The 23,248-nt window shown below is 72.8% G+C and carries 20 protein-coding genes and 1 pseudogene; 14 read left to right on the forward strand and 7 right to left on the reverse strand.

What is annotated here, in order from left to right; genetic code table 11:
• Nucleotides 1-8: 8 nt before the first annotated feature.
• A complete protein-coding gene (locus AB0C04_RS08965) occupies nt 9-212 on the reverse strand; it encodes a cold-shock protein (protein WP_091663412.1) in 204 nt (67 codons plus the stop codon).
• Between the two features lie 172 nt (nt 213-384).
• On the opposite strand from AB0C04_RS08965, the gene AB0C04_RS08970 reads away from it, so the two are divergent.
• Together AB0C04_RS08970 and AB0C04_RS08975 are read left to right on the forward strand one after the other, a co-directional pair.
• The gene (locus AB0C04_RS08970) at nt 385-1,080 is read left to right on the forward strand and encodes a 50S ribosomal protein L11 methyltransferase (protein WP_357050535.1); all 696 of its coding nucleotides are present in this window, start codon (nt 385-387) and stop codon (nt 1,078-1,080) included.
• Nucleotides 1,081-1,175: 95 nt separating this feature from the next.
• Nucleotides 1,176-1,766, forward strand: a pseudogene (locus AB0C04_RS08975) (VTT domain-containing protein); the annotation flags it as partial.
• Nucleotides 1,767-1,806: 40 nt separating this feature from the next.
• Here the strand turns inward: AB0C04_RS08975 and AB0C04_RS08980 are convergent.
• Together AB0C04_RS08980 and AB0C04_RS08985 are read right to left on the reverse strand one after the other, a co-directional pair.
• On the reverse strand, nt 1,807-2,460 hold the full coding sequence (locus AB0C04_RS08980) for an MBL fold metallo-hydrolase (protein WP_357050538.1): 654 nt from the start codon (nt 2,458-2,460) through the stop codon (nt 1,807-1,809).
• Between the two features lie 8 nt (nt 2,461-2,468).
• The gene (locus tag AB0C04_RS08985) at nt 2,469-3,185 is read right to left on the reverse strand and encodes a maleylpyruvate isomerase family mycothiol-dependent enzyme (protein ID WP_357050541.1); all 717 of its coding nucleotides are present in this window, start codon (nt 3,183-3,185) and stop codon (nt 2,469-2,471) included.
• 178 nt (nt 3,186-3,363) lie between these two features.
• Here AB0C04_RS08985 and rsgA point away from each other — a divergent pair, with 178 nt between their 5' ends.
• The 4 genes from rsgA to uvrC all read left to right on the forward strand — a co-directional run bounded on the left by rsgA (nt 3,364) and on the right by uvrC (nt 10,448).
• The gene (rsgA, locus tag AB0C04_RS08990; RefSeq protein ID WP_357050544.1) at nt 3,364-4,443 is read left to right on the forward strand and encodes a ribosome small subunit-dependent GTPase A; all 1,080 of its coding nucleotides are present in this window, start codon (nt 3,364-3,366) and stop codon (nt 4,441-4,443) included.
• 163 nt (nt 4,444-4,606) lie between these two features.
• Nucleotides 4,607-7,552 (forward strand): excinuclease ABC subunit UvrA, encoded by a 2,946-nt coding sequence (uvrA, locus tag AB0C04_RS08995; protein ID WP_357050547.1) that lies wholly within the window; start codon nt 4,607-4,609, stop codon nt 7,550-7,552.
• A gap of 146 nt (nt 7,553-7,698) precedes the next feature.
• On the forward strand, nt 7,699-8,184 hold the full coding sequence (locus AB0C04_RS09000) for a Rieske (2Fe-2S) protein (protein ID WP_357050550.1): 486 nt from the start codon (nt 7,699-7,701) through the stop codon (nt 8,182-8,184).
• Between the two features lie 284 nt (nt 8,185-8,468).
• Complete coding sequence (gene uvrC / locus AB0C04_RS09005; RefSeq protein WP_357050553.1) at nt 8,469-10,448, forward strand: excinuclease ABC subunit UvrC; 1,980 nt, start codon at nt 8,469-8,471, stop codon at nt 10,446-10,448.
• Between the two features lie 20 nt (nt 10,449-10,468).
• Here the strand turns inward: uvrC and recQ are convergent, their stop codons facing one another.
• Complete coding sequence (gene recQ, locus AB0C04_RS09010; protein ID WP_357050556.1) at nt 10,469-12,322, reverse strand: DNA helicase RecQ; 1,854 nt, start codon at nt 12,320-12,322, stop codon at nt 10,469-10,471.
• Nucleotides 12,323-12,640: 318 nt separating this feature from the next.
• Between recQ and rapZ the strand changes: the two genes are divergently transcribed.
• The 8 genes from rapZ (at nt 12,641) to AB0C04_RS09050 (ending at nt 19,746) form a co-directional block, all read left to right on the forward strand.
• Nucleotides 12,641-13,528: an RNase adapter RapZ gene (gene rapZ, locus AB0C04_RS09015; protein WP_350872953.1), complete on the forward strand. Its 888-nt coding sequence runs from the start codon at nt 12,641-12,643 to the stop codon at nt 13,526-13,528.
• The gene (locus tag AB0C04_RS09020) at nt 13,525-14,550 is read left to right on the forward strand and encodes a 2-phospho-L-lactate transferase CofD family protein (RefSeq protein WP_357050559.1); all 1,026 of its coding nucleotides are present in this window, start codon (nt 13,525-13,527) and stop codon (nt 14,548-14,550) included. The genes rapZ and AB0C04_RS09020 overlap by 4 nt, the downstream gene beginning before the upstream one ends.
• Before the next feature lie 54 nt (nt 14,551-14,604).
• Nucleotides 14,605-15,585: a DNA-binding protein WhiA gene (gene whiA / locus AB0C04_RS09025; RefSeq protein WP_357050562.1), complete on the forward strand. Its 981-nt coding sequence runs from the start codon at nt 14,605-14,607 to the stop codon at nt 15,583-15,585.
• A 336-nt stretch (nt 15,586-15,921) separates the two neighbouring features.
• The gene (gene gap, locus AB0C04_RS09030; RefSeq protein WP_357050565.1) at nt 15,922-16,926 is read left to right on the forward strand and encodes a type I glyceraldehyde-3-phosphate dehydrogenase; all 1,005 of its coding nucleotides are present in this window, start codon (nt 15,922-15,924) and stop codon (nt 16,924-16,926) included.
• Nucleotides 16,923-18,122, forward strand: a complete 1,200-nt coding sequence (locus AB0C04_RS09035) for a phosphoglycerate kinase (RefSeq protein ID WP_357050568.1) — start codon at nt 16,923-16,925, stop codon at nt 18,120-18,122. The genes gap and AB0C04_RS09035 overlap by 4 nt, the downstream gene beginning before the upstream one ends.
• Nucleotides 18,122-18,913 carry a triose-phosphate isomerase gene (gene tpiA, locus AB0C04_RS09040; protein WP_357050571.1) on the forward strand — a complete coding sequence of 264 codons (792 nt, stop codon included), beginning with the start codon at nt 18,122-18,124 and terminating at the stop codon, nt 18,911-18,913. The genes AB0C04_RS09035 and tpiA overlap by 1 nt, the downstream gene beginning before the upstream one ends.
• Nucleotides 18,914-19,008: 95 nt before the next feature.
• Entirely contained in the window at nt 19,009-19,272 is a 264-nt protein-coding gene (gene secG, locus AB0C04_RS09045; RefSeq protein WP_350872679.1) for a preprotein translocase subunit SecG, read from the forward strand.
• 132 nt (nt 19,273-19,404) lie between these two features.
• Nucleotides 19,405-19,746, forward strand: a complete 342-nt coding sequence (locus AB0C04_RS09050; RefSeq protein ID WP_357050574.1) for an RNA polymerase-binding protein RbpA — start codon at nt 19,405-19,407, stop codon at nt 19,744-19,746.
• 55 nt (nt 19,747-19,801) lie between these two features.
• Here AB0C04_RS09050 and pgl read toward each other — a convergent pair whose 3' ends face one another.
• From pgl to zwf, 3 genes are all read right to left on the reverse strand, one after another.
• Nucleotides 19,802-20,566 carry a 6-phosphogluconolactonase gene (gene pgl, locus AB0C04_RS09055; protein ID WP_357050577.1) on the reverse strand — a complete coding sequence of 255 codons (765 nt, stop codon included), beginning with the start codon at nt 20,564-20,566 and terminating at the stop codon, nt 19,802-19,804.
• 81 nt (nt 20,567-20,647) lie between these two features.
• Nucleotides 20,648-21,664, reverse strand: a complete 1,017-nt coding sequence (locus tag AB0C04_RS09060) for a glucose-6-phosphate dehydrogenase assembly protein OpcA (RefSeq protein WP_357050580.1) — start codon at nt 21,662-21,664, stop codon at nt 20,648-20,650.
• A 31-nt stretch (nt 21,665-21,695) separates the two neighbouring features.
• Nucleotides 21,696-23,246: a glucose-6-phosphate dehydrogenase gene (zwf, locus tag AB0C04_RS09065; RefSeq protein WP_357050802.1), complete on the reverse strand. Its 1,551-nt coding sequence runs from the start codon at nt 23,244-23,246 to the stop codon at nt 21,696-21,698.
• Nucleotides 23,247-23,248: the final 2 nt, after the last annotated feature.

Genomic DNA, 23,248 nt, shown 5'->3' on the forward strand with positions numbered 1-23,248 from the left:
GCGCGGGTCTAGATCGGACGGACGTTGTCCGCCTGCGGGCCCTTCTGCCCCTGGGTCACCTCGAACTCGACCTTCTGCCCCTCGTTCAGCTCACGGTAGCCACTGGACTGGATGGCCGAGTAGTGGACGAACACGTCCGGGCCGCCGCCGTCCTGCTCGATGAAGCCGAAGCCCTTTTCCGAGTTGAACCACTTAACCGTGCCGGTTGCCATGCGTCTCTCCCTGTTCAAAGCGGGAGACCACCGACCCGCGGCCGATGATCGCCCTTTGCCTCCCCGACAGTAACCGGCCAGACCGCCATCTGCTGGGCGAAGTGCCGCAGGCGACCGGGTGAACTCTCGGCGCGGCACGATGAAAGCCGCACCGGAGGGCTCCCGCTGAGGCATGCTTGCGCCGATGAGGGATGCCACGGACGCCGCGCTCGCCGAGCTGGAGCGCGAGATCGGCGCCCCCGGCGGCGGGTTGGACCGGCTGCGGTTGGTGTCCGCTCCCTACGTACCCGAGGTGCGGCTGCACCTGGCCGAGGACGCGATCGTGTGGTGGGCCCGGATGGAGGCGCTCGCCGGGCACGCCCTGCCGGCGCCGTACTGGGCGTCCGTCTGGGCCGGTGGCCAGGCGCTGGCCCGCCATCTGCTCGACCACCCCGAGCTGGTCGCCGGGCGCCGGGTGCTGGACCTCGCCGCCGGCTCCGGCCTGGTCGCGATCGCGGCCGCGCTCGCCGGAGCCGAGCAGGTGATCGCCAACGACATCGACCCGTACGCGGTGGCCGCCGTCACGGTGAACGCCCGGGTGAACCAGGTCACCGTCACCGCCGTCGGCGGCGACCTGCTCGACTCGACCGGGGACGACACCGACCTGCTGGTCGCCGGTGACGTGCTCTACGACCGGGAGATGGCCGACCGGGTGCTGCCCTTCCTCGCCCGGGCCGCGGCCGGCGGCACCGAGGTGCTCGTCGGTGACCCGGGGCGCGGATTCCTGCCGCCGGGTCGGCTGGTGGCGGTGGACAGCTATCCGGTGCCCACCACCGAGCCGTCGGTCGACTCGGCGCTGCGCCGGGTGCAGGTGCTGCGCCCGGCCTGAGCAGTCGTCTCAGGGACCACCCCGAGCCGGTATCAGGGGAGGGGTGGGGATCCGGCCGGATGTGCGCGCTGGCGCGGTGGCCATACCGTACGGACATGGCGGATTGGCTGGCCCAGATCGGAGAGCTTCCCACCACCCTGTTGATGGGGGTGCTCGGGGTGGTGATGCTCTTCGACGCCGTGCCGCTGCTCGGGGTGCTGGTCCCCGGCGACGTGGCCATCCTCGCCGCGGTGGGGGTGGGCCGGCCCGCGACGGGGCTGGCCACCTTCGCCGCCGTGGTGACCGGTTGCCTGGCCGGATGGTCCCTGAGCTTCCTGGTCGGCCGTCGGTACGGCGACCGGCTCCGGCACAGCCGCGTCGGCGACTGGATCGGCGAGTCCCGGTGGGCGGCCGCCGAGGGCATCCTGTCCCGGGGCGGCGGCCGGATGGTGCTGGTCGCGCCCTTCCTGCCGGTGTTCAACGCGCTGCTGCCGCTGGCCGCCGGTGGGCTGCGGATGTCCTACCGGCGCTTTCTCGGCTGCGCGGCGCTCGGTGCCGCCAGCTGGGCCGGGCTCTACCTGATCCTCGGCACCGCGTCCCGGTCGTTGGCCGGGCTGCTTCCCGGTGAGGCCAGCCCGATGCTGGTCACCATGGCGGTCGGTCTGCTGCTCGCCGGCGGGGTGCTGCTGGGCACCCGCCGCCGGCTGCGCGCGCTGACCGCCGTCGACCCGGTCGGCTCAGGTCGGGTCACCAACCGCGGGCCCGCCACTGCGGCAGCGCCGGCCGCTCCGCGCCGAGCGTGCTGTCCTTGCCGTGACCGGGATAGAACCAGGTCTCGTCCGGCAGCCGGTCGAAGAGCTTCTGCTCGACGTCGTCGAGCAGCGCGTTGAAGCGCAGCGGGTCCTTGTTGGTGTTGCCCACCCCACCGGGAAAGAGACTGTCGCCGGTGAACAGGTGCGGCGTACCGGCCGGGTCGCGGTAGAGCAGGGCGATCGAGCCGGGGGTGTGCCCGCGCAGGTGGATGACCTCCAACGCGCAGTCGCCGACCCGCACGGTGTCGCCGTCGACGAGCGTCTCCGCCTCGATCGGCAGGCCGGCCGCGTCGTCGACGTGCACCAGGGCCTGGGCCCCGGTCTTGGCGACCACCTCCTCCAGCGCCACCCAGTGGTCCATGTGCTGGTGGGTGGTGACCACGGTGCCCAGCCGGGCGTCCCCTACCAGCTCGAGCAGCCGGGGCGCCTCGTTCGCCGCGTCGACGAGCAGTTGGTCGCCGGTGGCGCGGCAGGTCAACAGGTAGGCGTTGTTGTCCATCGGGCCCACCGACAGCTTGCTGATGGTGAGCTGGTCGAGCTCGCGTACCGCCGGCGCACCGCCGGGGGTGACGTCTCCGCTGTAGGTCATCTGGTCGTCTACATCCATTCCGGTGGGTTCGGCAGGGTGCCGTCGGGGGTGACGCTGAGCGGGCCGCCGTCGCCCCGGCCGATCAACCAGGCGGCGAGGTCGGGGGCGGGACCGGCGACGACCGGCGCTTCGCCGCGCCCACCGATCACCAGTTCGTGCCGGCTGCCGTCGAAGCGCAGCACCATCGGCGGCACCCCGGGCCGGTCGGCCAGGTCGCTGGCCACCTCGTGCAGCAGCCGGTGGGCGAACGCCTCCGGCCACGCCGCGGGCCGGTGCCCGGCAGCCAGGTCCAGATGGTGCACCTCCAGCTCGCGCAGCCGACCCCAGACCAGCAGCGCGGCGACCCTCGGGCCGCGTGGCGTGTCGATGCTCGCGGCCCACGCCGCCGCGGGCATGGCGGCGACCGCCTCGGCGAACCGGTCGGCGGAGCGGCGGAGGTCGTCGAGGTGCGCGGCGGGCGGCCGGGCGGCACCGGCCTCGATGTCCGCGGCGCGGGCGGCGGCCGAGGCGTACATCGGCCGGGGCTCGCCGGTACGGGCGGCGGTGAGCAGGTTGACGAACCCGTCGGCGTTGCGAGCCACGTGCGCGAGCACGTGGCCGCGGGTCCAGCCCGGCAGCAGCGACGCGGCGGCCAGCTCCGCCTCGTCCAGGGCGGCGGCGGTACGCAGCAGCCGGGACGTCGCGTCGTGCACCTCGCCGATCAGCAGCAGCGGGTCCGTGGTCACGTTCCGACCCTAGCGGTCCGGCGTCCCGCCGTCGTCGCGGAAATCGCTTTCGGCGCGCCGTCCCGCCCCCTACCGTCGGTGCGGTAACGCGGCACCGGGACGGGGGAGGAGGTGGGGCTCATGCCGGTCGTAGCACGCGTGCTCCACCGCAGTCACCTCCGACACCGATGAGGATGCCATGACCATCGATCTGACCGCCCTCGGCTGGGACGCCGAGTGGGCGGCCCACGTACGCCGACGCACCGATCACCGACCGGGCCGGGTGACCCGGGTCGACCGGGGGGTCTGCACCGTGCTCTGCGCGGACGGCCCGATCCGGGCCAGCCTCGGCGGGGCGGTGCTGGCCACCGCCGCCAACGATCTGAGCACACTGCCCTGCGCGGGCGACTGGGTGCTGGTCGGCACCTGGCCCGACCGGCGGGCCACCGTCGAGGCGGTGCTGCCCCGGCGTACCGCGCTGGTGCGCCGGACCGCCGGCAAGGACGCCAGCGGCCAGGTGCTCGCCGCGAACCTGACCGCCGCCGCGGTGGTCGAGCCGGTGCATCCGGAGCCGGACATCGGCCGGATCGAGCGGCTGCTCGCCCTGGCCCACGAGTCCGGCGCCCAGCCGCTGGTCGTGCTCACCAAGGTCGACCTCGCCGCCGATCCGGACGCGATCGCCCGCCAGCTCGCCGCGGTCGCCCCCGGGGTGCCGGTGCTGCCGGTCAGCGCCGAACGTGGTGCCGGCCTCGACCCGCTGCGGGCGCAGGTCGCGACCGGCCGCACGCTGGCTCTGCTCGGCCCGTCCGGGGCGGGCAAGTCGAGCCTGGTCAACGCGTTGGCCGGGGCGGTCGTGATGCCGACCCAGGCGATCCGGCGGGTGGACGGCAAGGGCCGGCACACCACCACCTGGCGGTCGCTGGTGCCGGTACCCGGTGCAGGCGCGGTGCTCGACACACCCGGTGTGCGGGCGGTCGGCCTGCTGGACGGCTCGCGGGGCCTGGACCGGGCCTTCGTCGACATCGCCGAGCTGGCCACCGGCTGCCGCTACGGCGACTGCGGGCACGACGGCGAGCCGGCGTGCGCGGTGCGCGAGGCGCTGGAGAACGGTGAGCTGACCGCCCGACGCTGGGAGAGCTGGCGCCGGTTGCAGCGGGAGCTGGCCTTCGAGACCCGGCGCCGGGAGACCCGGGTGGCCGCCGAGCGGCGCGGTGGCTGGCGAGGCGGCCGCCGCCGCCCGACCCGGCCGGCGAGCCCACCGTCGGCGGGCGGGTTCTGACCCGCCCGACCGGGCTGAGCTGGGGGAATGTGCGGGCGCGGGAACTTGTCGTACCTCGGGGCTAGAGTTGCCGAGGCGTCATTCCTGCGCCCTCACAACCGCTCAGAATCGTCCTCTGACGGACAGATCCGCCTCATCTTCTGCACCCGGGAGTACACGCACCGTGGCCGACCGACTGATCATCCGTGGCGCGCGCGAGCACAACCTGCGTGACGTCAGTCTCGACCTGCCCCGGGACGCTCTGATCGTCTTCACCGGGCTCTCCGGGTCGGGCAAGTCGAGCCTGGCCTTCGACACCATCTTCGCCGAGGGGCAGCGCCGCTACGTCGAGTCGCTCTCCTCGTACGCCCGGCAGTTCCTCGGCCAGATGGACAAGCCCGACGTCGACTTCATCGAGGGGCTCAGCCCCGCCGTCTCGATCGACCAGAAGTCGACCTCGCGCAACCCGCGTTCCACGGTCGGCACGATCACCGAGGTCTACGACTACCTCCGACTGCTCTTCGCCCGGGTCGGCGAGCCGCACTGTCCGGTCTGCGGCGAGCGGATCTCCCGGCAGAGCCCGCAGCAGATCGTCGACCGGGTGCTGGCGATGGCCGAGGGCACCCGGTTCATGGTGCTCGCCCCGGTGGTCCGGGGCCGCAAGGGCGAATACGTCGACCTCTTCGCCGAGCTGCAGGCCAAGGGCTACGCCCGGGCCCGGATCGACGGCGTCGTGCACCCGCTGACCGAGCCGCCGAAGCTCAAGAAGCAGGAGAAGCACACCATCGAGGTGGTGATCGACCGGCTCACCGTCAAGCCGAGCGCCAAGCAGCGACTGACCGACTCGGTCGAGGCGGCGCTCGGCCTCTCCGGCGGGCTGGTGCTGCTCGACTTCGTCGACCTGGCCGAGGACGACCCCGACCGGGAGCGGCGCTACTCCGAGCACCTGGCCTGCCCCAACGACCACCCGCTCGCCATCGAGGACCTCGAGCCCCGGGTCTTCTCCTTCAACGCGCCCTACGGCGCCTGCCCGGAGTGCACCGGGCTGGGCACCAAGAAGGAGGTCGACCCGGAGCTGGTCGTCCCCGACCCGGAGCGCACCCTGCGCGAGGGCGCGATCCAGCCCTGGTCCGGCGGGCACACCCTGGAATACTTCCTCCGGCTGCTCGAGGCGCTCGGCGACGCCGAGCACTTCGACCTGGACACGCCGTGGCGGGCGCTGCCGTCGCGGGCGCAGAAGACGATCCTGCACGGCTCCGGCGACCAGGTGCACGTGCGCTACCGCAACAAGTACGGCCGCGAGCGCTCCTACTACACCGGCTTCGAGGGCGTGGTGCAGTGGATCGAGCGCCGGCACACCGACACCGAGTCGGAGTGGTCGCGGGAGAAGTACGAGGGCTACATGCGCGACGTGCCCTGCGCGGCCTGCGGTGGCGCCCGGCTCAAGCCGGAGGTGCTCGCGGTCACCCTGGCCGGCAAGAGCATCGCCGAGGTCTGCAACCTGTCCGTGGGCGAGGCCGCCGACCTGCTGGCCGGCATCGAGCTCACCGACCGGCAGAAGATGATCGCCGAGCGGGTGCTGAAGGAGATCAACGCCCGGCTGCGGTTCCTGCTCGACGTCGGGCTGGACTACCTCTCCCTCGACCGGCCGGCCGGCACCCTCTCCGGCGGCGAGGCGCAGCGCATCCGGCTGGCCACCCAGATCGGCTCCGGTCTGGTCGGCGTGCTCTACGTGCTCGACGAGCCGTCGATCGGGCTGCACCAGCGCGACAACCACCGGCTGATCGAGACCCTGATCCGGCTGCGCGGGCTGGGCAACACGCTGATCGTGGTCGAGCACGACGAGGACACCATCCGCACCGCCGACTGGATCGTCGACATCGGCCCCGGCGCGGGCGAGCACGGCGGCAAGATCGTGCACAGCGGGTCGGTGCCGGCGCTGCTGGAGAACCCGGACTCGATGACCGGGGCCTACCTCTCCGGTCGCCGGTCGATCCCGACCCCGCAGTTGCGCCGGCCGCAGACGCCGGGCCGCGAGCTGGTGGTGCACGGCGCGCGCGAGCACAACCTGCGCAACCTGACCGTCTCCTTCCCGCTCGGCCAGCTCATCGCGGTCACCGGGGTCAGCGGCTCGGGCAAGTCGACGCTGGTCAACGACATCCTGCACGCGGTCCTGGCCAACCAGATCAACGGCGCCCGGCTGGTGCCCGGCCGGCACACCCGGGTCACCGGGCTGGAGCACGTCGACAAGGTCGTCGGGGTGGACCAGTCGCCGATCGGTCGTACGCCGCGGTCCAACCCGGCCACCTACACCGGCGTCTGGGACCACATCCGCAAGCTCTTCGCCGAGACCACCGAGGCGAAGGTGCGCGGCTACGGGCCGGGCCGCTTCTCGTTCAACGTCAAGGGCGGGCGCTGCGAGGCGTGCTCCGGCGACGGCACGATCAAGATCGAGATGAACTTCCTGCCCGACGTCTACGTCCCGTGCGAGGTCTGCAAGGGCGCCCGCTACAACCGCGAGACGCTCGAGGTGCACTACAAGGGCAAGACCGTCTCCGACCTGCTGGAGATGCCGATCGAGGAGGCGGCCGAGTTCTTCTCCGCCATCCCGGCCATCCACCGGCACCTGAAGACGCTGGTCGACGTCGGGCTGGGCTACGTCCGGCTCGGCCAGCCGGCGCCGACCCTCTCCGGCGGCGAGGCGCAGCGGGTCAAGCTCGCCTCCGAGCTGCAGAAGCGCTCCACCGGCCGGACGGTCTACGTGCTCGACGAGCCGACCACCGGGCTGCACTTCGAGGACATCCGCAAGCTGCTCATGGTGCTGGAGGGCCTGGTCGACAAGGGCAACACCGTGATCACCATCGAGCACAACCTCGACGTGATCAAGACGGCCGACTGGCTGATCGACATGGGCCCGGAGGGCGGTCACCGGGGCGGCACCGTGCTCGCCACCGGCACCCCGGAAGAGGTCGCCGAGGTGGCCGAGAGCCACACCGGGCAGTTCCTGCGCCAGGTGCTCAAGCTCGACGGCGAGGCGAAGGGCGCTGCGGCGGCCACCTCCCGGGCGGCCAAGGCCAACGGGGCGAAGACCACCCGTACCTCGCGGAAGGTGCCCGCCGGGGCGCGCTGAGGACGCCCCTGACGGACGGCGGGCCGGTGGTCCGCCTCCGTCGGGTGCCGCATCGTGGTACGGCTGAACCGTCCGGCACAGTGAGCCGTGTGCAGAAGTGTGGCCACGGTCAGGTCCGGCCGCGGCAGCCGAGAGAAGGGCGAGGCATGAGTGACGATCAGGTGCTGACCGGTCCGGGTACGCAGACGCGGCGGGCACTGCTCGCCGGCGCCGGCGCGGTCGGGGCGGCCGTCGTCCTGGCGGCCTGCGGCGGGGACGACGCGGGTGACGGCACCCCGCCGCCCACCAGCGGCGGGCCGGCGGTGCCCAGCACCGGTGACGCCGGCGGCGGCGACCGGCAGAACTCGCAGTCGCTGGCGACCACGACCGACATCCCGCTCGGCGGCGGCAGGGTCTTCCCCGCCGAGGGCGTCGTGATCACCCAGCCCAGCCCGGGCCAGTTCAAGGGCTTCGACCCGATCTGCACCCACCAGCGCTGCCCGGTGTCGAACGTCGACGGCGGCACCATCAACTGCACCTGCCACGGCAGCAAGTTCTCGATCGAGGACGGCTCGGTCAAGGCCGGCCCGGCCACCAGGCCGCTGCCCGCGAAGGACGTCAAGGTCGTCGGCGACCAGATCTCGTTCGCCTGACCGTCCGCGCGGCAGGACGCCTGACTAACCCCCACCCGGGGGACACCTGCGCGTGCCCTTTGCTCTGCTTCAATCCCGGCAACACCGGAGGCCGGTTCGCGTCGCCTCCGCTGAAGCAGAGCAAAGGGCGCGGTGAGGGCTGCCGCGCCGGCCCGGACGGCGCGGTGAGGGCTGCCGCGCCGGCCCGGACGGCCCGGTGGGGGCGCCGTATCACCGCACCGCGCCGGCCCGGACGGTAGCGCCGCGGGCCGGGGCTGTCAGTCGCCCGGACTAGTCTTGAGATCGTGGCAGACCCCTCGACCTACCGTCCCGCACCCGGCACCATTCCGGAGTCGCCCGGGGTCTACCGCTTCCGCGACGGCACCGGCCGGGTGATCTACGTCGGCAAGGCGAAGAACCTGCGCAGCCGGCTCAACTCCTACTTCGGCGACATCTGGAACCTGCACGAGCGCACCCGGCAGATGGTGACCACGGCCGAGTCGGTCGACTGGATCACCGTGGGCACCGAGGTCGAGGCGCTCCAGCAGGAGTTCACCTGGATCAAGCAGTACGACCCGAGGTTCAACGTCCGCTACCGCGACGACAAGTCCTACCCCTACCTGGCCGTCACCCTCGACGAGGAGTTCCCGCGGCTGCAGGTGATGCGCGGCGCCAAGCGCAAGGGGGTGCGCTACTTCGGGCCCTACTCGCACGCCTGGGCGATCCGCGAGACGCTCGACCTGCTGCTGCGGGTCTTTCCCGCCCGCACCTGCTCCGCCGGGGTGTTCAAGCGCGCCGGCCAGGTCGGGCGCCCCTGCCTGCTCGGCTACATCGGCAAGTGCTCGGCGCCCTGCGTGGGCAGCGTCTCCGCCGAGCAGCACCGGGAGATCGTCGACGGGTTCTGCGAGTTCATGGCCGGCCGCACCGACAGCATGGTTCGCGGGCTCGAACGCGAGATGACCGAGGCGAGCGAGCAGTTGGAGTTCGAGCGGGCCGCCCGGCTGCGTGACGACGTGGCGGCGCTGCGCCGGGCGCTGGAGAAGCAGGCCGTGGTCCTCGGGGACGGCACCGACGCCGACGTGGTCGCGTTCGCCGACGATCCGCTCGAGGCGGCCGTGCAGGTCTTCCACGTCCGCGACGGCCGGGTCCGGGGCCAGCGCGGCTGGGTGGTGGAGAAGACCGAGGAGCTGACCACCGGGGACCTGGTGCACCACTTCTGCACGCAGGTCTACGGCGGCGAGCACGGCGAGGCCGACGTGCCCCGTGAGCTGCTCGTCCCCGAACTGCCGGCCGACGCCGACGCGCTGGCCGACTGGCTCTCCGACCACCGGGGCAGCCGGGTGACGCTGCGGGTGCCCCAGCGCGGTGACAAGCGGACCCTGATGGAGACGGTGGAGCGCAACGCCAAGGACGCGCTGACCCGGCACAAACTGCGCCGCGCCGGCGACCTGACCACCCGGAGCAAGGCGCTCGACGAGATCAGCGAGGCGCTCGAGATGCGCACCTCGCCGCTGCGCATCGAGTGCTTCGACATCTCCCAGATCCAAGGCACCGACGTGGTGGCCAGCATGGTCGTCTTCGAGGACGGGCTGCCGCGCAAGAGCGAATACCGCCGGTTCATCATCCGCGGCGCCACCGACGACCTCTCCGCGATGTCCGAGGTGTTGCGCCGCCGCTTCGCCCGCTACCTCGACTCGCGGGCCGAGACCGGTGAGGTGGGGGTGGACTCGGCCGACGACCTCGAAACCCCCGCCGGCCCGGCCGGCATCGACGAGCCGCGGATCGGCGCGCTGGTCGACCCGACCACTGGCCGGCCGCGAAAGTTCGCCTACCCGCCGCAGCTGGTGGTGGTCGACGGCGGCCCGCCGCAGGTCGCGGCGGCGGCCCAGGCGCTCGCCGAGCTCGGCATCGACGACGTGGCGCTCTGCGGTCTGGCCAAGCGGCTGGAGGAGGTCTGGCTGCCCGACGACGAGTTCCCGGTCATCCTGCCGCGCACCTCCGAGGGGCTCTACCTGCTGCAACGGGTGCGCGACGAGGCGCACCGCTTCGCCATCACCTTCCACCGGCAGCGACGCTCCAAGCGGATGACCGCCTCGGCGCTGGACGATGTGCCCGGCCTGGGGGAGGTGCGGCGCAAGGCGCTGCTGCGGCACTTCGGCTCGCTCAAGCGGCTCTCCGCGGCCAGCGTCGACGAGATCACCGAGGTCCCGGGCGTCGGCCGGCGGACGGCCGAGGCCATCCTGGCCGCCCTGGACGGCGGCACGAAGACCCCGTCCACCGACTGAGCATCGGGCGGCCGGCGCGGCTAGCCGTCGGTGTCGCCCTCGGCCAGTACGGCGAGGATCTGTTCGCCGTACTTGGCCAGTTTGTTCTCGCCGACGCCGTTGACCCGGGACAGCTCGGTCAGCGAGGCGGGCGCGTCGGTGGCGATCTGCCGCAGCGTGGCGTCGTGGAAGATCACGTACGCGGGGACGCCCTGCTCCTTGGCCGACGCCGCGCGCCAGGCACGCAGCCGCTCGAAGAACGGGGCGGCGGCCGGCGGCAGCTCGACGGTCGCGGCCGCGCCGGCGCGGGACCGGCCGGCGCGGGTGGCTGCCGGCCGCTCCGGCTCGCGCCGCATCATCACCGTGCGCCGGCGGCCCAGCACCTCGGCGCTGGCGTCGGTGAGCGCCAGCGTGCCGTAGTCACCCTCGACGGCGAGCAGACCCTCGGCGAGCAGTTGCCGCACCACCCCGCGCCACTCGGCCTCGCTCAGGTCACCGCCGATGCCGAAGACGGTGAGCGAGTCGTGGCCGAACTGGGTCACCTTCTCGGTGCTGCGGCCGAGCAGGATGTCGATGCACTGCCCGGCCCCGAACCGCTGGTTGCGCTCCCGGTCGAGCCGGAACACCGTGGAGAGCAGCTTCTGCGCGGCGACCGTGCCGTCCCACGACTCCGGCGGATTCAGGCAGGTGTCGCAGTTGCCGCAGGCGCCGGTCGGCGGTTCGCCGAAGTATTCCAGCAGCTGGGCGCGGCGGCACCGGACCGTCTCGCAGAGCGCGAGCATCGCGTCGAGGTGCCGGGCCAGCCCGCGGCGGTGGGCCAGGTCGCCCTCGGAGGTCTCGATCATCTTCCGCTGCTGCACCACGTCCTGCAGCCCGTACGCCAGCCAGGCGGTCGACGGCAAGCCGTCGCGCCCGGCGCGGCCGGTCTCCTGGTAGTAGCCCTCGACCGACTTCGGCAGGTCGAGGTGGGCGACGAAGCGGACGTCCGGCTTGTCGATCCCCATCCCGAAGGCGATGGTGGCGACCATGACCAGCCCGTCCTCACGCAGGAAGCGCTGCTGGTGGCGGGCGCGGGTGGCCGCGTCCAGGCCGGCGTGGTAGGGCAGCGCGGCGATGCCGTTGGCGTTGAGGAACTCGGCGGTCTTGTCCACCGAGGCGCGGGAGAGGCAGTAGACGATGCCGGCGTCGCCCGGGTGCTCGTCGCGCAGCAGGCTGAGCAGCTGCCGGCGCGGCTCCCGTTTGGGCACGATCCGGTACTGGATGTTGGGCCGGTCGAAGCTGGCCACGAAGTGCCGGGCGCCGGTCAGGTCGAGCCGGGTGGCGATCTCGGTGCGGGTGGTGCTGGTCGCGGTGGCGGTCAGCGCGATCCGGGGCACCTCCGGCCACCGCTCGTGCAGCATCGACAGGGCGAGGTAGTCGGGGCGGAAGTCGTGCCCCCACTGGGACACGCAGTGCGCCTCGTCGATGGCGAAGAGGGCGATCTTTCCCCGGTCGAGCAGCTGCACGGTGGACCGGCCGGCGAGCGCTTCCGGCGCCAGGTAGAGCAGGTCGAGCTCGCCGGCGAGGAAGGCCGCCTCGACCCGGCGACGGGCGTCGAGATCCTGGGTCGAGTTGAGGAAACCGGCCCGCACGCCGACCGCGGTCAGGGCGTCGACCTGGTCCTGCATCAGCGCGATCAGCGGGGAGACCACGACCGCCACCCCGGGGCGGACCAGCGCCGGGATCTGGTAGCAGAGCGACTTGCCGCCCCCGGTCGGCATCAGCACCAGCGCGTCGCCGCCGGACACCACGTGGTCGATCACCTCCTGCTGGAAGCCGCGGAAGGCGTCGTAGCCGAACACCCGGCTCAGCACCTGTAGCGCGTCGGAGGTGCGCAGGTCGGTGGGGGAGGCCATCCGCGAAGTGTACGAGCCACCCCCGACGCTGCCCTCCTCCCCGCGCCGCGACACTCCCCGCCGCCGATCACACAGTCGTGGTGCCCGGTTCGGTACCCCTGGAGCCTTTTGTCAGGCACCCCACAACGGCATGATCGCGACGACGTCCGCCCGGGGGACGCCGGGGTGGGGCGGTTGAGGGGCGGTGCGGAATTGACGGGATAGAGTCGCGGTTTGACCGTTCGTGGGCCAGGGGCGGCCGCGGCGTCGTGGTTTTGGGGGTAGTCGGTGAGCGAGGCGCGCACGACCGAGGGGCGGCACGAGACCTCGGCGGAGCCCATCTCGGGGCAGCCGGCGTCGGCGGAGTCGGACACCACCCTCGTGGTGGTCACCGGCCTCTCCGGCGGCGGGCGCAGCACGGTGGCCCGAGCCCTGGAGAACGTCGGCTACTACGTGGTGGACAACCTCCCGCAGGCGCTGATGCTCGACATGGCCGAGCTGGCGGTCAAGGCCGGCGGCGCGGCCCGGCGTACCGCGATGGTGCTGGACGTGCGCTCGCGCGCCTTCTCCACCGACCTGGCCGGGGCGATCCGCGAGCTCAAGGAGCGCGGTTTCTCGCCCCGGGTGGTGTTCGTGGACGCCGACGACGAGGTGCTCATCCGCCGGTTCGAGAGCGTCCGCCGCTCGCACCCGTTGCAGGGCGAGGGCCGGCTCGCCGACGGCATCGCGGTCGAGCGCGGCCTGCTGGAGGAGGCCCGCGACCAGGCCGACGTGATCATCGACACCAGCCACCTCAACGTCAACCAGCTGCGCCGGCGGATCGAGGAGCTCTTCGGCGGCGAGGACGCCCGCCGGCTGCGGGTCACCGTGCTCTCCTTCGGCTTCAAGTACGGGCTGCCGCCGGACGCCGACTTCGTGCTGGACGCCCGATTCCTGCCCAACCCCTACTGGGTGCCGGAGCTGCGCGAGCACACCGGCCGGGAGGAGGCGGTCAGCGCCTACGTGCTCGGCCAGGAGGGCGCGGACGCCTTCGTCGCCTCGTACGCCGACCTGGTCAACGCCACCACGGGCGGGTTCGAGCGGGAGGGCAAGCGCTACCTGACGGTCGCGGTCGGCTGTACCGGCGGCAAGCACCGCAGTGTGGCGATCGCCGAGGAGTTGGCCGCCCGGCTGCGCCACTCCGGGCTCGCCGCCAACGCCCAGCACCGCGACCTGGGGCGGGAATGACGACGAGGGTGGTGGCGTTCGGCGGCGGCCACGGCCTCTCCGCCTCGCTGCGGGCGCTGCGCCGGTGCGCCCCCGGACTCGACCTGGACATCACCGCGGTGGTCACCGTCGGCGACGACGGCGGCTCCAGCGGCCGGCTGCGCGCCGAGCGGGGCGGCCTGCCCCCGGGCGACCTGCGGCAGGCGCTGGTCGCGCTGGCCGGCGACCACCCGGCCACCCGCCGCAGCGCCGGCCTGTTCCAGCACCGCTTCGCCGACGCGCCGGCGGCGCGCACCGCCGGCGCGGCTGGGACCGACGGTGTGGCCGGTCCCGCCGGCGGCGACGGCGCCGGTGACGGGCTGGCCGGGCACGCGGTGGGCAACCTGGTGCTCTGCGGGTTGATGGAGCTGCTCGGCGACCCGGTGGCCGCGCTGGAGCACGCCGGCGCGATGCTCGGCGCGGTGGGCCGGGTGCTGCCGATGTCCTGCCAGCCGGTGGGGATCGAGGCACGGGTACGCGGCGCCGACCCGGACCGGCCCGACGAGGTACGCACGGTCAGCGGCCAGCACCAGGTGGCGGTGACCACCGGCCGGGTGGAGTCGCTGCGGCTGACCCCGACCGCGCCGGCGGCCTGCCCCCAGGCGGTCGACGCGATCGGCGCGGCCGACTGGCTGATCTTCGGCCCCGGCAGCTGGTACACCAGCGTGCTGCCGCACCTGCTGGTGCCGGAGCTGGCCGACGCGATCGTGTCCAGCCCAGCCCGCCGGCTGGTCACCCTCAACCTGGCCGCGGAGAAGGAGACGCTCGGGCTCTCCGTCGCCGACCACCTGGCCGCGCTGCGCTGGTACCTGCCCAAACTGAAGGTGGATCACGTCCTGGCAGACGCCAAGGCGGTGGGTGACCCCGATCCGGTCGAACGTGCGGCAGAATCGCTGGGTGCCCGGCTGGTCCTCGCCCCCGTCGCCGTCCTCGACGGCACTCCTCGCCATGATCCGGCCGCCCTGGGCGCCGCACTGGTGCCTGTCCTGGGCGCCGATCGTTAGACACGTACGTAATCTCCGGCGACACGCCGGAACCGGTCCGTGAGGGGACGCACAATGGCGATGACGGCTGCGGTCAAGGACGAGCTGAGTCGGGTCGACGTGCCCAAACCCTGCTGCCGGCGGGCGGAGATGGCGGCGTTGCTGCGCTTCGCCGGCGGGCTGCACATCGTCTCCGGCCGGGTGGTCGTGGAGGCGGAGCTCGACACCGGAGCGGTGGCCCGCCGGCTCCGGCGGGAGATCGCCGAGGTCTACGGCTACTCCAGCGAGATCCACGTGCTCGCCTCCGGCGGGCTGCGCAAGGGCAGCCACTTCATCGTCCGGGTGGTCAAGGACGGCGAGGCGCTGGCCCGGCAGACCGGCCTGCTCGACGTGCGGGGCCGGCCGGTGCGTGGCCTGCCGCCGCACGTGGTGGCCGCCAACGTCTGCTGCGCCGTCTCCGCCTGGCGGGGCGCGTTCATGGCGCACGGCTCGCTGACCGAGCCGGGCCGCTCCAGCGCGTTGGAGATCACCTGCCCCGGCCCGGAGTCCGCGCTGGCCCTGGTCGGCGCCGCCCGCCGGATCGGCATCACCGCCAAGAACCGCGAGGTGCGTGGGGTGGACCGGGTGGTGGTCAAGGACGGCGACGCGATCGCCGCGCTGCTCACCCGGATCGGCGCCCACTCCAGCGTGCTGGCCTGGGAGGAGCGCCGGGTCCGCCGCGAGGTGCGGGCGACCGCCAACCGGCTGGCCAACTTCGACGACGCCAACCTGCGCCGCTCGGCGCGGGCCGCCGTGGCCGCCGCCGCCCGGGTCACCCGAGCGCTGGAGATCCTCGCCGAGGAGGCGCCCAACCACCTCACCGACGCCGGGCGGCTGCGCCTGGAGCACCGCCAGGCCTCGCTGGAGGAGCTGGGCGCTCTCGCCGACCCGCCGCTGACCAAGGACGCGATCGCCGGGCGGATCCGCCGGTTGCTCGCACTGGCCGACAAGCGGGCCCGGGACCTGGGCATCCCGGATACCGAAGCGGCCGTCACGCCCGACATGCTCGTGGTCTGATAGGACGGTGGCGGTCAGCGGAGACGAGCGAGCCGGAAGGCGTGACATCGTCTCCGCCTCGGGTGGTGGGGGAGCCTGCGCCCCGGCCGGGCGAGCAGGTCGCCACCCCCCGCAGCGCCGTGCCCCGCGCTCGGATAGGGTCGCTGCGTACGGCAAGGGGGCCGGCACAGGCACGCCTCGCCGTGCTCACCGCCTCGGGCGGTCAGGTCCTTGGAAAGACCGCGGCGGGGTGGCCTTGATGAACTGTCAACGGCCGGCTCCAAACGGCCGGCGCACATCACTCTGCCGGCGCCACGGTCTGCGGCCGGCGGACCAGAACGCGAGGAGATGGGACCTGTGACCATCCGGGTTGGCATCAACGGCTTCGGCCGGATCGGCCGTAACTTCTTCCGGGCAGTGCTGGCGTCCGGCGCTGACATCGAGGTCGTCGCGGTCAACGACCTGACCGACAACGCGACGCTCGCCCACCTTGTCAAGTACGACAGCATCCTGGGTCGCCTCCCGCACGAGGTCAAGGCCACCGCCGACGAGATCACCGTGGGCGGCAAGACCATCAAGGCGTACGCCGAGAAGGACCCGGCGGCGCTGCCGTGGGGCGAGGTCGGCGCGGACGTCGTCATCGAGTCGACCGGCTTCTTCACCGATGGCAGCAAGGCCAAGGCGCACATCGACGGCGGGGCCAAGAAGGTCATCATCTCCGCGCCGGCGAAGAACGAGGACGTCACGGTCGTCATGGGCGTGAACCAGGACCAGTACGACCCGGCCAAGCACACCATCATCTCGAACGCCTCCTGCACCACCAACTGCCTCGCCCCGATGGCGAAGGTCCTGCAGGACACGTTCGGCATCGAGCACGGTCTGATGACCACCATCCACGCCTACACCCAGGACCAGAACCTCCAGGACGCCCCGCACAAGGACCTCCGCCGGGCCCGGGCCGCCGCGCTGAACATCGTGCCGACCTCCACCGGCGCCGCGAAGGCGATCGGCCTGGTGCTGCCGGAGCTCAAGGGCAAGCTGGACGGCTACGCGCTGCGGGTGCCGATCCCGACCGGTTCGGCCACCGACCTGACCGTCAACCTCCACCGTGAGACGACGGTCGACGAGGTCAACGCCGCGATGAAGGCCGCCGCGGACGGCCCGCTCAAGGGCATCCTGGTCTACAACGAGGACCCGATCGTCTCCACCGACATCGTGACCGACCCGGCGTCGTGCATCTTCGACGCCCCGCTGACCAAGGTGGTCGGCAACCAGGTCAAGGTCGTCGGCTGGTACGACAACGAGTGGGGCTACTCGAACCGCCTGGTGGACCTGGTCAAGCTGGTGGGTAGCTCGCTGTGAGCATCCGTACCCTCGACGACCTGCTCGGCGAGGGGGTGTCGGGTCGGCGCGTGCTGGTGCGCGCCGACCTGAACGTCCCGCTCGACAAGCAGACCGGCGCGATCACCGACGACGGGCGGATCCGCGCGGTCCTGCCCACGCTGACGGCCCTCACCGGCGCCGGTGCCAAGGTGGTCGTCTGCTCGCACCTGGGCCGCCCGAAGGGCGCGCCGGACCCGCAGTTCAGCCTGCGGTCGGTCGCCGACCGGCTGGGCGAGCTGCTCGGCGGCTCGGTGCGTTTCGCCAGCGACACCGTCGGCGACTCGGCCCGCTCCACCGTGGACGCGCTCGCCGACGGTGAGGTCGCGCTGCTGGAGAACCTGCGCTTCAACGCCGGTGAGACCAGCAAGGACGACGCCGAGCGGGGCGCGTTCGCCGACCAGCTGGCCGCGTTCGGCGAGGCGTACGTCGACGACGCGTTCGGCGCGGTGCACCGCAAGCACGCCAGCGTCTACGACGTGCCGGCCCGGCTCCCGCACGTCGCGGGCCGGCTGGTGCTGCGGGAGGTGGAGGTCCTCTCCACGCTCACCGGCGACCCGGCGCGGCCGTACGTGGTGGTGCTCGGCGGCTCGAAGGTCTCCGACAAGCTGGCGGTGATCGAGGCCCTGCTGCCGAAGGTCGACCGGCTGCTCATCGGCGGCGGCATGTGCTTCACCTTCCTCAAGGCCCAGGGCCACGAGGTGGGCACGTCGCTGCTGGAGGAGGAGATGGTCGAGACCTGCGGCAACCTCCTCGCCCGCTCCGAGGGCAAGATCATGCTCCCGGTCGACGTGGTGGCCGCCGACGCCTTCGCGCCGGACGCCACGCACGACACGGTGCCCGCCGACGGCATCCCGAGCCACCGGCTCGGGCTGGACATCGGGCCGGAGACGGTGGCCGGGTTCGCCGCGGCGCTCAAGGGCGCGCGGACGATCTTCTGGAACGGCCCGATGGGCGTCTTCGAGATGCCGGCCTTCGCCAACGGCACCCGGGGTGTGGCCGAGGCGATCGCGAAGACCGACGCGTTCACCGTCGTCGGTGGCGGGGACTCCGCCGCCGCCGTCCGCGCGCTCGGGCTGGACGAGTCCTCGTTCGGGCACATCTCCACCGGCGGCGGCGCCTCGCTGGAGTACCTCGAGGGCAAGACCCTCCCCGGTATCGCGGCTCTGGAGAAGTGATGGCGAACACCCCCCGCCGGCCCCTGATGGCCGGCAACTGGAAGATGAACCTCAACCACCTCGAGGCCAACCTGCTGGTGCAGAAGCTGGCGGCCAGCCTCACCGAGAAGCAGCTGACCGACGTCGAGACGGTGGTCCTGCCGCCCTTCACCGACCTGCGCACCGTGCAGACCGCGGTGGACGGCGACAAGCTGCTGATCGGCTACGGCGGGCAGGACCTCTCCCCGCACGCCTCGGGCGCCTACACCGGTGACATCTCCGGTCCGATGCTGGCCAAGCTCGGCTGCACGTACGTCGTGGTCGGCCACTCCGAGCGGCGGGCCTACCACCACGAGGACGACGCGCTGGTCAACGCCAAGGTGAAGGCGGCGCTGACGCACGGGCTGACCCCGATCCTCTGCGTGGGCGAGGGGCTGGACGTGCGGGAGCAGGGCACCCACGTGGCGCACTGCTCCGAGCAGGTCGACGGAGGCCTCGCCGGGCTCACCGCCGAGCAGGTGCGGCAGGTGGTGATCGCGTACGAGCCGGTCTGGGCGATCGGTACCGGCAAGACCGCGACCCCGGAGGACGCCCAGGAGGTCTGCCGGGCGGTCCGCCAGCGGTTGGCGGAACGCTTCGACCAGGAGACCGCCGACCAGGTCCGGGTGCTCTACGGCGGCTCGGTCAAGGCGTCGAACGTCGCCTCGATCATGGCCCAGCCGGACGTGGACGGGGGCCTAGTGGGGGGCGCCAGCCTGGACGCCGAGGAATTCGCGCAGATCTGCCGGTTCCCCGAGCACATCGCCCGCTGATCGCTCGCTATCCTTGACTCCGCCCGTCCACCGGCCGGTGCCACCGTGCCCGACCTGTCCGGGCGAGGATCGCTACGAGAGGACTGACCCCAGCCATGCCGATCTGGTTCGCATACACGTTGATCGTGTTGCTGGTCATCACGAGCGTTCTGCTCACCATGCTGATCCTGCTGCACCGAGGTAAGGGCGGCGGGTTGTCCAGCATGTTCGGCGGTGGGGTCAGCTCCAGCCTCGCCGGTTCGTCCGTCGCGGAGAAGAACCTGGACCGCTACACCGTCCTGGTGGGCGTCGTCTGGTTCGCCTGCATCGTCGGGCTGGGCCTCTGGCTCCGCCTCCAGGTCGACGGCGGCGGTGCCTGAGCAGCCGGTTCAAGTCGTACAATCTGCGCGCGGTCCGTCACCCGACGGGCCGCGCGCAGGTCTTTTCGCTGCACCGCGTCGCCCGCCGTCCACCCCCGCGGCGGTCCCCTCCGACGACAGGAGCGAGCAGCCGTGCCGAACGGCAACGTGATCCGGGGTTCCCGGATCGGATCCGCCCCCGAGCGTCCGCCCGAGCGTTACGAACCGGCTCCCCGGCAGACGGTCACCTACTGGTGCCGCAACGACCACCAGGTGGAGATCCTGATCGCCGCGGAGGCCACCGCGCCCCCACTCTGGGACTGCCCGCGCTGCGGCCTCCCGGCCGGTCAGGACGCGCAGAACCCACCCGGGCGGGCCCGGGCCGAGCCCTACAAGAGCCACCTGGCGTACGTGAAGGAGCGGCGCACCGACGAGGAGGGCGCCGCTCTCCTCGCCGAGGCCCTGGCCAAGCTGCGCCGCCGCCGCGGGCGCTGAGCGGGCCCGACCGGGCCGCGCCGGGGGCTTGCGCTGCGGGCGGCCGGGCCGGGGCTCAGCGCAGGCTGCGCAGCCGGGCCGGCACGTCGGCCGCGGCGGCCCGGTCGAGCAGCCAGAGCGTCCGGCTGACCCCCCGCACGCCGGCCGCGGGCAGCTGCACCGAGCCCGCTCCGGCCAGGGCCATGCCCACCGCCCGGGCCTTGTCCGCGCCGCTGGCCACCAGCCAGACCTCCTCGGCGGTGTTGATCGTCGGCAGGGTGAGCGTGGTGCGCACCGGCGGCGGCTTCGGGCTGCCCCGCACCGCGCTGACCGGTCGGCTCTCGTAGTGCACCGGATGCTCCGGGAAGACCGAGGCGACGTGCCCGTCCTCCCCGACGCCCAGCATCAGCACGTCGAAGTGGGGCAGCGCCGCAGTGCCCGGCCGAGCCGCCGCGGCCAGCTCGGCGGCGTACCGGGCCGCCGCCTCCTCCGGGTCGGCCCCGGCGTCGGAGGCTGGCATCGGGTGTACCCGGGCCGGGTCCAGCGGCAGCGCGTCCAGCAGCGCCGCACGCGCCTGGGTTTCGTTGCGCTCCGGGTCGCTGGCGGGCAGGAACCGCTCGTCGCCCCACCAGACATCCACCCGGGACCAGTCGATCGCGTCCTGGGCGGGTAGGGCCGCCACCGCCAGGTAGACGGCGGCGGCGATCCGCCCGCCGGTCAGAACCACCGACGCCTGACCCCGGTCGGCCTGTGCGTCGAGCAGCTTCACCACCAACCGGGCCGCCACCGCCTGCGCCAGCAGGTGGGAGTCGGCATGGACGGCGACACTCGCCTCACTCATCTCGTGCCTTTTTCGTTCGTCGCGGACCGCTCGGCGGGCCGGTTGCTGGTCTTCGGTGCGCGGGGGAGCGCGCCGCCACCGTCAGTGCTCGCCGCTGGTGCCGGCGTGCGCGCTGACCCCCGCCTCGGCCCGCCGCGCGGTGGCCGGGTCCTTCCAGACGTGCACCCGGGTCGCCGGGCGCTGGTCCAGGCCGGTCAGCCCGGCGGTGGCCCCGAGCGCCTCCGCGTACACCTGGTCGGCGTCCAGCCGGCGCAGCTCCTCGGCCAGCTCGTCGCCGAGCGGCCGGCGGACCAGCGGCAGGGCGCGGTCCTCCTGACCGGTACGGCGGAAGATGGCCATGCTGTCGTCCCGGGTCAGCGTGAGCTGGTCGCCGTTGGCGCAGCGCAGCTGCACCTCCCGCATCCGGGGGAACTCGTCGGTCTGCTCCCACCGCGGGGTGATGCCGAGTCGGCTGGTCAGCCAGCCGGACATCAGCGCGGCCGTCGGGTCGGTGCGCGGCGCCACCACGGTGGCCTCGGTGACCCGGGCCTCGGTGGTGTCGAACGCGCCGGCGACCAGGGTGCGCCACGGAGTGATCCGGGTCCAGGCCAGGTCGGTGTCGCCCGGGGCGTAGTCCCGGGCCCGCTGTCGCAGCGCCTCGATCGGGTCGGCGGCCTGCGCGGCGTCGGTGATCCGGCGGTCGGCCACCACGCCGAGGAAATCGGTGGCGATCTCCGCAGGCGGCTCGTTGTGCCACCAGGTGACCACCGGCACGTCCGGCACCAGCAGCGGCATCACCACCGACTCGGCGTGCAGCGCGAGCCGCCCGTACATCCGGGTGACCACCGCCTCGCACGGCCCGAGCCGGCCACCGACCACGATCTCGGCGTCCAGCCGGTTGCGTTCCCGGTCGATGTCGGAGCGGACCACCACCACCAGCCGGCACGGGTGGGCGGCGGCGGCGATGGTCGCCGCCGCCTCCGCCTCACGTACCCGCTTCTCGTCCACGACCACGATCAGGGTCAGCGCCATGCCGCTGGCCACCCCGCCCGCGCTGCGCCGCTCGGCGGCCAACGCCTTGACCACCTCGTTGCCGGTGGTGTCCCACAGGCCGATCACGGGAGCCTCCTGGTTGACTCGCTACGGCTGGTCACGCCCGCCGCCAGGCGCGGCCCTCGCGGGCCAGCATCTCGTCGGCGGCCCGGGGGCCCCACTCGCCGGCCCGGTACGGCTCCGGCGTCGTGCCGACCCAGGCATGCTCCAGCGGGTCGACCACCTGCCAGCTCTGTTCGACCTCGGCCGCGTCGGGGAAGAGCGTCCGGTCGCCGATCAGCACGTCCAGCACCAGCCGCTCGTACGCCTCCGGGCTGGACTCGGTGAACGCCTCGCCGTACTGGAAGTCCATCGCGATGTCGCGGACCTCCATGGTGGTGCCGGGCACCTTCGAGCCGAACTTGAGCACCACGCCCTCATCCGGCTGGACCCGGATGACCAGCTGGTTGTTGCCGAGCGACTCCATGTCGGCCGCGTTGAACGGCAGGTGCGGCGCCTTCTTGAACATGATGGCCACCTCGGTGACCCGCCGCGGCAGCCGCTTGCCGGCCCGGATGTAGAACGGCACCTCGGCCCAGCGCCGGTTCTGGATGCCGAGCCGGACGGCCACGTACGTCTCGGTGGTGGAGTTCGGCGGTACGCCCTCCTCGTCGAGGTAGCCGACCGCGCGTTCGCCCCCCACCCAGCCGGGCAGGTACTGGCCCCGGACGGTGCCCTGCGCGACGTCCTGCGGCAGGGTGATCGCCTTGAGCACCTTCAGCTTCTCGGTCCGGATCTCGTCGGCGTCGAAGCTGGTCGGCTCCTCCATCGCGACCAGCGCGAGCAACTGGAGGAGGTGGTTCTGGAGCACGTCGCGGGCGGTGCCGACGGTGTCGTAGAAGCCCGCACGGGTGCCGATGCCGACGTCCTCGGCCATGGTGATCTGCACCGAGTCGACGTACTTGGAGTTCCAGAGCGGCTCGAACAGGTTGTTGGCGAACCGCAGGGCCAGGATGTTCTGGACCGTCTCCTTGCCCAGGTAGTGGTCGATCCGGAAGACGTCCTGGCGGGTGAAGACGTCGTCGACCAGGTCGTTGAGCGCCTTCGCCGAGGGCAGGTCGTTGCCGAACGGCTTCTCCACCACCACCCGGCGCCAGCCGCCGGACTTGGCGTTGTCCGCCATGCCGGTGCGGGCGAGCTGCTTGAGCACCACCGGGAAGGCCGCCGGGGGGATGGAGAAGTAGAAGGCGGCGTTGCCGGCGATGCCGTGCGTGTCGCGCAGCTCGTCGAGGGTGTCGGCCAGGTGGTCGAAGGCCGCGTCGTCGTCGAACGACCCGCCGACGAACTTGATGTTGCCGGCCAGCCGCGCCCAGACCTCCTCCCGCCACGGCGTACGGGCGTGCTTACGGGCGGCCTCGCAGGCGAGCGTCTCGAAGTCGCCGTCGCCCCAGTCCCGCCGGGCGAAGCCGAGCACCACGAAACCCGGTGGCAGCAGCCCTCGGTTGGCCAGGTCGTAGACCGCCGGCAGCAGCTTCTTCCGGGCCAGGTCGCCGGTGACCCCGAAGATCACCAGCGCGCACGGCTCGGGAATCCGCGGCAGCCGGCGGTCCTGCGGGTCCCGCAGCGGGTTCACGCTGCCTCTCCGCTCCGCTTGTTCCACGTCGTCCATCC

Source organism: Micromonospora sp. NPDC048909 (assembly GCF_040649635.1).
Lineage (GTDB): Bacteria > Actinomycetota > Actinomycetes > Mycobacteriales > Micromonosporaceae > Micromonospora.